Annotated in this window: 10 protein-coding genes; 5 read left to right on the forward strand and 5 right to left on the reverse strand. The window is 56.0% G+C overall.

Annotation, left to right across the window (positions count from 1 at the left end; genetic code table 11):
- Nucleotides 1-542: enoyl-CoA hydratase-related protein (locus tag ABJQ89_RS01575; RefSeq protein WP_348494523.1), on the forward strand; the 542-nt coding region annotated here is incomplete at its 5' end.
- A gap of 19 nt (nt 543-561) precedes the next feature.
- Here ABJQ89_RS01575 and ABJQ89_RS01580 read toward each other — a convergent pair.
- From ABJQ89_RS01580 to ABJQ89_RS01590, 3 genes are all read right to left on the reverse strand, one after another.
- Nucleotides 562-984, reverse strand: coding sequence for a GNAT family N-acetyltransferase (locus ABJQ89_RS01580; RefSeq protein ID WP_348494524.1), 423 nt, complete (start codon nt 982-984; stop codon nt 562-564).
- Nucleotides 974-1,348 (reverse strand): ACT domain-containing protein, encoded by a 375-nt coding sequence (locus ABJQ89_RS01585; RefSeq protein WP_348494525.1) that lies wholly within the window; start codon nt 1,346-1,348, stop codon nt 974-976. The genes ABJQ89_RS01580 and ABJQ89_RS01585 overlap by 11 nt, the downstream gene beginning before the upstream one ends.
- 159 nt (nt 1,349-1,507) lie before the next feature.
- Nucleotides 1,508-4,606 (reverse strand): valine--tRNA ligase, encoded by a 3,099-nt coding sequence (locus ABJQ89_RS01590; protein ID WP_348494526.1) that lies wholly within the window; start codon nt 4,604-4,606, stop codon nt 1,508-1,510.
- Between the two features lie 138 nt (nt 4,607-4,744).
- Here ABJQ89_RS01590 and ABJQ89_RS01595 point away from each other — a divergent pair, with 138 nt between their 5' ends.
- Together ABJQ89_RS01595 and ABJQ89_RS01600 are read left to right on the forward strand one after the other, a co-directional pair.
- Nucleotides 4,745-7,042 carry a xanthine dehydrogenase family protein molybdopterin-binding subunit gene (locus ABJQ89_RS01595; protein ID WP_348494527.1) on the forward strand — a complete coding sequence of 766 codons (2,298 nt, stop codon included), beginning with the start codon at nt 4,745-4,747 and terminating at the stop codon, nt 7,040-7,042.
- Between the two features lie 16 nt (nt 7,043-7,058).
- A complete protein-coding gene (locus ABJQ89_RS01600; RefSeq protein WP_348494531.1) occupies nt 7,059-8,138 on the forward strand; it encodes a DUF2235 domain-containing protein in 1,080 nt (359 codons plus the stop codon).
- Here ABJQ89_RS01600 and ABJQ89_RS01605 read toward each other — a convergent pair.
- Entirely contained in the window at nt 8,135-8,611 is a 477-nt protein-coding gene (locus ABJQ89_RS01605) for a PaaI family thioesterase (RefSeq protein ID WP_348494528.1), read from the reverse strand. The two genes, ABJQ89_RS01600 and ABJQ89_RS01605, sit on opposite strands and share 4 nt — an antisense overlap.
- A gap of 56 nt (nt 8,612-8,667) precedes the next feature.
- Nucleotides 8,668-9,534, reverse strand: a complete 867-nt coding sequence (gene metF, locus ABJQ89_RS01610; RefSeq protein WP_348494529.1) for a methylenetetrahydrofolate reductase [NAD(P)H] — start codon at nt 9,532-9,534, stop codon at nt 8,668-8,670.
- A gap of 96 nt (nt 9,535-9,630) precedes the next feature.
- On the opposite strand from metF, the gene ABJQ89_RS01615 reads away from it, so the two are divergent.
- Both ABJQ89_RS01615 and ABJQ89_RS01620 read left to right on the forward strand, forming a co-directional pair.
- On the forward strand, nt 9,631-10,536 hold the full coding sequence (locus tag ABJQ89_RS01615; RefSeq protein WP_348494532.1) for a LysR family transcriptional regulator: 906 nt from the start codon (nt 9,631-9,633) through the stop codon (nt 10,534-10,536).
- 72 nt (nt 10,537-10,608) lie between these two features.
- On the forward strand, nt 10,609-10,919 hold a 311-nt coding region (locus ABJQ89_RS01620; RefSeq protein WP_348494530.1), incomplete at its 3' end, for an inositol monophosphatase family protein.

Consider the following 10,919-nt stretch of genomic DNA (forward strand, 5'->3'; position numbering starts at 1 on the left):
CCCATGGACCCTCTAACGATTACCAACATGTGAGCATGGTCTGGAGCCAGCTGGAAATGCCTGTGATCGCAGCGCTGCATGGCGTTTGCTTTGGCGCGGGTATGCAGATCGCATCAGGCGCGGATATGCGCATTGCGGCGCCTGACACGCGCATGTCGATCTTGGAAATGAAATGGGGTTTGGTGCCAGATATGGGCGGTATGGTGCTTTGGCCCCGCCTCGTACGCGCCGACGTGCTGCGCCGTTTGACCTATACGGGCGAACAATTCACAGGGGCGCAGGCGCTCGAATATGGACTTGCAACCGAAGTGAATGATGACCCGCTTGCACGGGCGACAGAGCTGGCAAAACTTATCGCGTCCAAGAGCCCATCAGCGGTGCGTGAGGGCAAGGCGCTCGTTACTTTCGCCTATCAACACATGGCTGATGACGCGGCGGTGCTGCTCGAAGAATCCCGCGCGCAATCGGCGCTCGTTGGTACGCCCGATCAAATGGAGGCGGTCATGGCCAACGTGCAAAAACGCGCCCCTGTGTTTAAGTAGATCGCAGCCAAATACCGTTCTACAGTATGAATTGGGTCATACCAGCACCGAGTCTGTCATTTGGGCGCTGCTCAAAGCCGAAGTGCTGGTAAAAGGCCTCTTTGCCCTGCGCTGACATGAGGCCGATCGTAGCCCCCGGTTCGGCCCGCTTGCGCACCTCATCCAGAAGCATCTCCACAATACGGCGACCAATGGCGCGATTTTGATACTCTGCGTGAACGATGATGTCCTGCAGGTAAAAATACAGAACCCCGTCACCGACAACGCGGCCCATCCCGATCAAACGTTCGCCGTCAAAACAGCATAGATCAAGGACGCTATTGGCCAAAGCGGCTTTGGCCGTCTCAACACTAATGGTCCCCCAACCGCAGTCAGCGCGCAATCTTGAGAACTCTTCAGGTCGGGGCGCTTGGGCTTTGAAGGTGATCGAATCATTGGACAAAATAATGACCCTCCGCTTCTAGAATACTCTGCACTTGGTCAAAATGTGTGGCAGGGCACAGGATATGCTCCCCATCAAAGGTGCATAAAACAAAGACACCGATGTTCTGCGCAGAAATGGGGGAAATCAGCCCAGCGACAATACCAGCTTCATCAAAGGCGAAAGGGCCGACGCTGCGAAAACACGCCCAGCCGCGCTCGGCGGTGGCGGTTTCGGGAACGCGTGTTTCGTCGCAGACGAGCGTCAACTCATCGTCTGCTTTGACCATCGCCATGAAACCAGCGCCGTTGAACCAGTCAGGAAGCGGCGCATCGGCGGCAAGCTGCGTGACGGCGAAGGTTCCATCTATTTTTTTGAGGTTCATGTCTCGGGCCTGTCATTTGTGCATCGAGGCCAGAATAGAGAGCTTCGTCGAATTCTCTCTGGAGTGATAATGTCGCAGGCAGTCCTCACTGCCGAGCTTGGACATCACGGCTGCTTTGAGGTGGGCGGGGACAATGCCCCCAACCCATTGTCTTTATGGTTAACCAAGTTCCGCCAAACGGGCCAAAGCCTCGTTCAGCTTGGCTTCTTCCGCTTCGCGTAGGGCGAGGTTGGCGCGGGTTTCTTCCAGAACTTCGGCAGGGGCGCTCGCGGCGAACTTTGGGTTGTTCAAACGACCGCGCAGACCGCCGAGCTCCTTCGCCAGCTTACCAAGTGTCTTTTCAAGACGCGCCTTTTCAGCCGCCACATCGATGACGCCCTCAAGCGGCAGACCGAACGTGCCGCCTGACACGGCCAGAGCCACTGTACCTTTCGGCAGCTCGTCCACATGGGTCATGCTCTCAACACGCGCAAAACGCATGATGAGCGCTTCGTTCTGCTCCCAAGCGGCTTTCGCTGCTGGCTCCATGCCTTTGACAACCAAAGGAATAAACGCACCCGCGTTGACGTTCATCTGCGCACGCGCAGAGCGGATCGCTTCGATCATCGCAACGGTCCAGCTGAGGTCCGCATCGGCCTGCGCATCCACAAGATCCGCCGCTGCATAGCTTGGCCATTCGGCGTGAACGATCATGTTTGGACGCTCTTTTTGGCCCCAAATCTCTTCGGTCACGAACGGCATAATCGGGTGCAGCAGGATGAGGATTTGATCCAGCGCCCAAGCATAGGTCGCCTTCGTCTCTGCCTTTTCCGCATCCGTGCCGTCATCCAATACAGGCTTGGTGAATTCCAAGTACTGCGAACAGAAAGTGTTCCACGTGAAGGCATACAGTGCGTTGGCCGCGTCGTTGAAACGGTAAGCCTCTAACGCCTCGTCCACCACTTCACGGGTCTTGGCGATTTCGCCTTTGATCCATTTGTTCAGCGGCAGGGCCGTGTCTGGGATCGCATCTGAATGGGGCACCTCAAACGTGCCTTTGAAATCGCCATAGGTGGCGGCATTCCAAAGCTTGGTGACGAAGTTGCGATAGCCCTCGATGCGTTTTGTATCGAGTTTGAGCACGCCGCCCAAAGACGCCATAGACGCATTGGTGAAGCGCAGCGCATCGGCGCCGTATTCATCAATGATTTCCAGCGGATCAACCACGTTGCCGGTGGATTTGGACATCTTCTTGCCCTTGGCATCGCGCACGAGGCCATGCAGATAGACCGTATCGAACGGCACTTCATCCACGACAGCGAGCTGCATCATCATCATGCGAGCCACCCAGAAGAATAGGATGTCTTGGCCCGTGATCAGGGTTGAGGTCGGGAAGTATTTTTCCAGCTCAGGCGTTTGATCAGGCCAGCCGAGCGTGCCGATAGGCCAAAGGCCAGAGGAGAACCATGTGTCCAGCACGTCAGGGTCGCGATAGAGCGGCGCAACCTTTTTGCCCAACGCGGCATTTTGCGCGAAGACGGTATAGGCTTCTTCCAAGCTGTTGGTTTCAACGATGGTCCATCCGGCGCCGTAATGCGGTTCTGCTGCGTCCAGACAAGTATCAAACGAGGACGCGCAGAAGCTCGTGGTCGCAAAGCTGCTCAGAACCTCTGTTTTCAGACGATCCTCATCAAGCTGGGCATCTGATTGCACGGCCGCGTAGATATGTTCCCAAGCGCCAACGCTATCGAAGCCGTACCAGACAGGCACCTGATGCCCCCACCAAAGCTGACGGGAGATGCACCAAGGCTCGATGTTTTCCAGCCAGTGGAAATACACCTTCTTGTCGCTCTCCGGCATGATCTTTGTCTTGCCCGATCGTACTGCTTCCAGCGCAGGCTCAACAATCTTGGACGTTTCAACGAACCACTGATCCGTGAGTAGCGGTTCAATGACGACCTTAGAGCGATCCCCAAACGGCTGCATGATCGGCTTCGCTTCCACGTAGGGAACCGTTTCCGTTACTTCGCTTTCATTGCCATCGAGGTCCTTCACCTTGCGCGTGGTCTCAACCATCACTGCAAGACCCTCGGCAGAGATATCAGCGATCACCTTCTTACGCGCCTCAAAACGATCAAGGCCACGGTATTCATCGGGGACAAGGTTCATCGCGGCGATCATCGCCTCGTCGAATTCTTGCTCACCATTGGCAATCGCTTGGGCAATCGCTGCTTCTTCCGCATAAGGCTTTCCATCAGCGCGCATCGCCGCTTTGGTGTCCATGAGGTTATACATCGGAATGCCGCCGCGCTTGGCAACTTGGTAGTCGTTGAAATCATGCGCGCCAGTGATCTTTACCGCGCCAGAACCGAAGTCCTTGTCAGGGTATTCATCCGTGATGATCGGGATCAGGCGGCGCAGCTCTTTCGGGCCGACCGGAATTTCACAAAGCTGACCAACAATAGGGGCGTAACGCTCATCTGATGGGTGCACTGCAACCGCGCCATCGCCGAGCATCGTTTCAGGACGCGTCGTCGCGATAGAGATGTAATCGCGCTCTTCTTCCAGCGTGACGTTCCCGTCCTCATCCTTTTCGATGTAGGTGTAGGTCGCGCCGCCCGCGAGCGGATATTTGAAGTGCCACATGTGGCCCGCAACTTCGATGTTCTCAACTTCGAGATCGGAAATCGCCGTTTCAAAATGCGGGTCCCAGTTCACAAGGCGCTTGCCGCGATAGATCAGACCCTTGTTGTACATCTCAACAAAGACTTTGATCACGGCGTCATGGAAATTGCCGCCCGCCACATCAGCAGGGGCACCGGGCGCGCCAGACATGGTGAAGGCTTCGCGCTCCCAATCACAAGAGGCGCCGAGGCGTTTCAGCTGGTTGATGATCGTGCCGCCAGATTCGCCCTTCCAGTCCCAGACTTTCTTGAGGAACTCTTCACGGCCAAGCTCAACGCGCGAAGGTTGCTGCGTTTCCGCCAGCTTACGCTCCACAACCATTTGCGTGGCGATGCCCGCGTGGTCCGTACCCGGCTGCCAAAGGGTGTCGAAGCCCTGCATACGTTTCCAGCGGATCATGATGTCCTGAAGCGTGTTGTTAAAGGCATGACCGATATGCAGAACACCTGTGACATTAGGCGGCGGGATCATGATGCAAAAGGTTGACGCTTCTGGCTTGGCATTCGCGCCGGCTTTAAAGCAGCCAGCCGCGTCCCAAGCTTCATAAAGCCGCGCTTCGGCGGTCTTTGCGTTAAAATTCTTTTCCATAGCCATGGGAGGGGCGTCCTTCACATCGGTGTCGTGTTCAAGTCCTGATAAACAATGCGTGCACAAAGGAAAAGGCAATCTGGACATTGTTGCACAGTGGCTTAGGGTTATCCCTTGAAGCAAATACGAAATATGGAGCCCAGCATGGAAAAATTCGGTAAAAGCCAGTCGGTTATTCGAACCGAAGACACGCGGTTTTTAACCGGTGCGGGGCGCTACATTGATGATATCGCGCCGAAAGAGGCGCTGTTTGGCTATGTGTTCCGCTCAAGCGTGGCCCATGCGGTAATCACAACACTTGATGTCAGCGAGGCACGCGATAGCGAAGGTGTTCGTTTGGTGCTGACGGCGGATGATATGATCGCCGAGGGCGTTGATATCGCAATGGCGGGCATTGCGATGGACAACCGCGATGGCACCAAGGGCGCGACAACCTTCCGCCCTGCGCTTGCCAAGGACAAGGTACGCTTTGTCGGTGAAGCGATTGCAATGATCTTTGCCGAAACCTTAGAGCAAGCGCGCGATGCCGCCGAGCTTATTGAGTTCGACTATGAAGATTTAGACACGCATATGGATTTGGCCGCAGGCGGCACGCCTTTGCATGACAATGTCCCCGACAACCGCCCCCTTGATTGGGCGATGGGCAAGGAAGAGCAGGCAGATGCGGCCATGGCAAAGGCGACGCATAAACTGCGTTTTGAGGTGGGTGATAACCGTATCATCGTCAATTCGATGGAGCCGCGCGGCTGCTATGCAGAATGGGGCGATGATCGTTTGCATCTTGCCTTTGGCGGGCAGGGCGTTTGGGTGGCCAAAGGGCATCTGGCGCAAATGATGAAGCTTGATCCAGAGCAAATCCGCGTGACCAACCCCGATGTGGGCGGCGGTTTCGGCATGAAATCGATGACCTATCCCGAATATGTCGTGTGCTCCGTTGCGGCGCGCATGCTTGGCACGCCCGTGCGTTGGATGTCCGATCGCACCGAAGCGATGCTGAGTGATCAAGGTGGGCGCGATTTGACCAGCACGGTTGAGATGGGCTTTGACGACACGCACAAAATGATCGCTTACAAGGTCCATTCACGCTTTAACCTCGGCGCGTATAATTCGCAGTTCGGCCAAGCCATTCAAACAATGCTCTTTAGCCGCGTACTGCCGAGCGTTTATGACGTGCAAGACACCTACATGCGCGCTGAAGGCATTTACACGAATACCACGCAGGTAGATGCCTATCGCGGCGCTGGGCGACCAGAAGCGATCTATCTCATGGAACGCGCAATGGATTATGCCGCGCGCGAGCTTGGCGTTGACCCTTGGGAGCTGCGCCGCCACAACTTTATCCCACCCGAAGCCTTCCCGTACAAAGCCTCCTCTGGCGAAACCTATGACGTGGGCGATTTCCCCCGTGTTCTTAACCGTTTAGAAACATTTGCCGACCGTGCGGGGTTTGAAAAACGGCGCAACGCCTCTGAGGCGCGCGGTATGCTGCGCGGAATGGGGCTGTGTTACTATATCGAAAGTATTTTGGGCGATCCTTCTGAAAACGCGAAAGTCGCGTTCAATGAGGATGGCACAGTGACGATTTTTGTGGGCACGCAAAGCAACGGGCAAGGACATGAAACTGTCTATGCGAAGTTCTTGTCTGATCAGACGGGCATTCCCGCTGATAAGATCACTGTCGTACAAGGGGATAGCGATCTGATTGCGACGGGCGGCGGCACGGGTGGATCACGTTCTGTCACTGTGCAAACCAATGCAACGCTTGTGACCGTTGAGAAGATGATCAGCGCGTTCAAACCGTTCTTGGCCGCAAAGATGGGCGTCGAAGAGGCGGATATTTCCTTTGATGATGAAGCCTTCCGCGCCGAAGGCTCAAATGAGAGCTTCACGATGATCGAAGCTGCTGATCTCGCGCGCGTTGAGGGAAATGAGGAACTGCTGACCCATGAGGCCAAGGCAACCTTGCCTGCGCGCTCCTTCCCCAATGGCGGCCATGTCGCAGAGGTAGAGATCGATCCTGACACCGGCGTGACCCGCGTGGATCGCTATACTGTCGTGGATGATTTCGGCAATCTGATCAACCCGATGCTCGCCGAGGGGCAGGTGCATGGGGGCGTGGCCCAAGGTCTGGGTCAGGCGCTGATGGAAGCCGTTGCTTATGATGATGAAGGGCAGCTTTTGACAGCCACCTTCATGGATTATGCGATGCCGCGCGCAGATGATCTGCCGATGATCGAATTCACGACAGAGGCCACCCCATCCACCGCGAACGCTATGGGCATGAAGGGCTGCGGCGAAGCTGGGACCGTTGGATCAATGGCTGCTGTCGCGAATGCGGTGCAAGATGCACTAGCGCGCAAAGGGGTTGCCCGTGCGGACATGCCGTTTACCCCCAACCGAGTTTGGAAAATGCTAGAGGACGCGCGCATTGCGGCTGAGTAAACGCATATCTCTCTGGATGACGGGCGCACTGCGCCGACGTCGCCAATCCCCGCGCAATCAAAAGCGCGAGGCACAAACCCATGTCGTGATCCTTGATGGCACGATGTCCTCGCTCGAGGATGGGTTGGAGACCAATGCTGGACGCACATATAAAATGCTGTGTGAAGCAGCGCCGGACCTGTCGCTTTATTATGAGGCAGGGGTGCAATGGCGTAGTTGGCGCTCTGCGCCGGACGTGATGATGGGACGTGGGATCAATCGCCAAATTCGCCGCGCCTACGGGTTTCTGGCAACGCGCTACCGACCTGGCGACAAGATTTATCTGCTTGGCTATTCGCGCGGCGCCTTTGCTGTCCGCTCGCTCGCGGGGGTGATCGATCAGGTCGGCCTGTTAAAAGCCGAGCATTCTGATCCGCAAACCGTCCGTCAAATTTATCATATGTATCAATGCGGTGAAGCAAAGCTAGACGCAGATGATACCGCCTTTATCGCAAAACGATGCCATCCAAGTGCACCGATCGAAATGGTCGGCGTTTGGGATACGGTCAAGGCGCTGGGCCTTGTCTTTCCCATCCTGTGGCGTTGGAGCGCGCCGAACCATGAGTTTCACAACCACGATTTGGGGCGGTCGATCAAACACGGGTTTCATGCCTTGGCCTGTGATGAGACACGCAATTCTTATGCGCCTGTCCTTTGGAAATGCCCCAATGATTGGCAGGGGCGCATCGAACAGGTTTGGTTCCCCGGCTCACATGGTGATGTTGGTGGCCAGCTTGGCGGCTTTGAAGCCGCGCGCCCTTTGGCAAACATCCCGCTCGTTTGGATGCTGGAGCGTATTGAGAGCTGTGGATTAACGTTGCCTGAAGATTGGCGCGCGCGATTGGTGCAAAATCCGCTTGCGCCTTCCGTTGGCTCTTGGCGCGGGTTCGGGAAGTTGTTCTTGATCCGTAAAAAGCGCTCGTTGACTGACGGGAAATGCGAACGCCTGCATCATTCGGTTTACTCGCGTCAGCAAAAACGAAGCACACCTCCGCGCGAAAACATCGCCGCGCGCGCACTCCAGCGCTGGCGCCGCCCCAATCAGCCCGAAAGTTAAGGCTTCATAATGATGCAAGTGGTACTGCCGGTCGCATAAAGCTTGCCATCGGCGACACCGCGAATTTCACCGTTTGCCACACCTGTTGAACGCCCTGCATGATCAACGATCCCAATCGCGTCAATTTCAGTGCCGAGCGGGATGGAGCGGATGATATTCACCTTATATTCCAAGGTCGTATAAAAACTGCCCTTTGGCACCTTTGTCATCACCGCGCAGGCCATCGCGCTGTCCAAAAGCGTGCCGTACCAACCACCGTGTACGGTTCCCATGGGATTGCAATGATCAAACAGGGGTGCCCCGCGAAACACGGCGCGACCCTCGGCAATGTCATTCAGCTTATAGTTCAGCGTGCGGCCAATCGGCGGGGCAGGGTTGGTGCCCTCCAGAATGCCTTGCATGAAGTCCAAGCCGGACATGTCCAGAGCTTGGGCAAATGATAAAAGTTGATCAGGGTTTTCGGCGTAGTACATGTGGCTCTCCTCTTACCCGTTAGGCTAAAAGGAGCACGCAAGGGCTGCAATCGTTGTTACGCGACGTTTTGCAAATCAAGTTTCGGGGCAATGCCAAGCGCGTGACACACATCGCGCGTCAGCTCTGGACGGTTGAGCGTGTAGAAATGCAGTGCATCCACACCATCTTCCATCAGCTCAGAGCATAATTCAGTACACAGCGCCGTCGCCAAAAGATCAGCGCGTCCATCGCGTTCTGCTTTTTCAAAAGCATCATCAAGCCACGCAGGTACAGGCGTGCCGCAACGCTTGGCGAAGTTGCGTGTGCCTTTCCAGTTTTCAATCGGAAGAATACCGGGAAGGATCGGCGCATTGATCCCAGCCTTCACGCAAGAATCGTGGAAGCGGAAAAATGTGTCTGCTTCAAAGAAGAACTGTGTAATCGCCTCGGAGGCACCCGCATCGATCTTGGCCTTGAGCCAATCCACATCCGCCTGCGCGCTTGTCGCTTCTGGGTGACGGTCAGGGTAGGCGCCAACTCGGATCTTGAAATCACCCGTTGCGGCCAAGGCCTCAATCAACTCGACGGAGTTGGCAAAACCGCCCGCGCAAGGGGTGAATTTATCTTGGCCCTTGGGAGCATCACCGCGCAGCGCGACGATCTCTTTCACGCCAGCTTCCGCAAAGCCAGCCGCAATCGCCAACGTCTCTTCTTTGGTTGCGTTCACGCAGGTGAGGTGCGCCGCCACGTTAAGGCCGCTGGACTTGTGCAGGGTCGCCACCGCGTCGCGCGTCAAATCGCGGGTCGTGCCACCAGCGCCATATGTGACGGATACAAACGTCGGATCAAGCGGCGCGAGCGTCTGGACCGTGTCCCAAAGCCGGAAAGAGGCTTCCAAGGACTGCGGTGGGAAAAACTCGAATGATACTTGCGGCGCGCTCATGTTCTTTGGTTCCTTTATGAATGTCGCTCTTGTTGCACAGCGCGATATGTGAGACAACTTCATAACTTTCACTATTATTATGAGCGCGGCTCCGTAATGCACATAGAATTCCGTCATCTTCGAACCATCCGAGCGATTCATGAAAACGGCGGGCTCGCCAAAGCGGCAGATCAATTGCACATCACGCAAAGCGCGCTCAGCCATCAAATCAAAGGGCTAGAGGATCAGGCAGGCGTCGAACTCTTCGTGCGCCGCTCCAAGCCGATGAAGCTCTCTGCGGCGGGGCTTCGTCTTTTGCGCCTTGCAGAGAAAATCCTGCCTGAGATCGAAGCGCTGCAAGATGAATTCACAGGCCTGCGCGCTGGCAAATCGGGCCGTTTGCATATCGCCATCGAATGCCACGCCTGTTTTGAATGGCTGTTTCCTGTGCTGGAAGGCTTTCGCAAACTCTGGCCCGATGTGGACGTGGACATCAAACCAGGCCTCGCCTTTGACGCGCTCCCCGCTTTGCAAAAGGAAGAGGTTGATCTGGTTGTCAGCTCTGATCCTGAAAACATTGCAGGCGTAGAGTTCTCCCACCTCTTTGATTACGCACCTGTTTTTGTCGCTTCTTCGCAGCACCCTTTGGCGGAAAAACCTTATGTGGACGCAGCAGATTTCCGCGGTCAAACGCTGATCACCTATCCTGTTGATCGCGCGCGCCTTGATATCTTTAGCCAATTGCTCACCCCGGCCAAGGTCGAACCAGCAGGGATCAGACAGGTTGAACTGACCGCCGTTATCCTTCTGCTCGTGGCCTCAAATCGCGGGATATCCGTTCTGCCTGACTGGGTGGTGCGCGAGGTGAAATATTCCTCGGATTATGTGACGCGCCCGCTGACTGAAAATGGCCTGACACGGCAGCTCTTCGCGGCGACGCGCAGCACCGAAGTTGACAAGCCCTACATGCAAGACCTTATTCGCCTTGCCAAAGAAGAGGCTGTTAAGCTTCAAAACGCTTAAGCGCTTGGCAAACGGCGCGCCTCTGCCTATACCGCGCGCCTGAGCACCTCACATTCCAAGGACGACACCGCCATGCAAGGCAGCGCTAATCTAAACGTGATGATCAAAGCCGCGCGTAAAGCCGGCCGTTCCCTCGCGAAAGACTTCAGAGAAGTCGAGAACCTGCAAGTCTCGCGCAAAGGCGCTGGTGACTTCGTCAGCAAGGCTGATCTGTCCGCGGAAAAAATCATCAAAGAAGAGCTGATGGAAGCGCGTCCGACCTACGGCTGGCTCGCGGAAGAGGGCGGCGAGGAAGAGGGCGCAGACCCGACCCGCCGCTGGATCGTTGATCCGCTCGATGGCACCACAAACTTCCTGCACGGTCTGCCACATTGGGCAGTATC

Origin of the sequence: Planktotalea sp. (assembly GCF_039984035.1) — a bacterium.
Taxonomy (GTDB): domain Bacteria; phylum Pseudomonadota; class Alphaproteobacteria; order Rhodobacterales; family Rhodobacteraceae; genus Planktotalea.

Bases quoted from the DNA above. Each gene is read 5' to 3' on its own strand.
- ABJQ89_RS01585 (WP_348494525.1), bottom strand. From the start codon at position 1,348: ATGAACCTCAAAAAAATAGATGGAACCTTCGCCGTCACGCAGCTTGCC.
- ABJQ89_RS01600 (WP_348494531.1), top strand. From the start codon at position 7,059: ATGACGGGCGCACTGCGCCGACGTCGCCAATCCCCGCGCAATCAAAAG.
- metF (WP_348494529.1), bottom strand. From the start codon at position 9,534: ATGAGCGCGCCGCAAGTATCATTCGAGTTTTTCCCACCGCAGTCCTTG.
- ABJQ89_RS01595 (WP_348494527.1), top strand. From the start codon at position 4,745: ATGGAAAAATTCGGTAAAAGCCAGTCGGTTATTCGAACCGAAGACACG.
- ABJQ89_RS01615 (WP_348494532.1), top strand. From the start codon at position 9,631: ATGCACATAGAATTCCGTCATCTTCGAACCATCCGAGCGATTCATGAA.
- ABJQ89_RS01590 (WP_348494526.1), bottom strand. From the start codon at position 4,606: ATGGCTATGGAAAAGAATTTTAACGCAAAGACCGCCGAAGCGCGGCTT.
- ABJQ89_RS01605 (WP_348494528.1), bottom strand. From the start codon at position 8,611: ATGTACTACGCCGAAAACCCTGATCAACTTTTATCATTTGCCCAAGCT.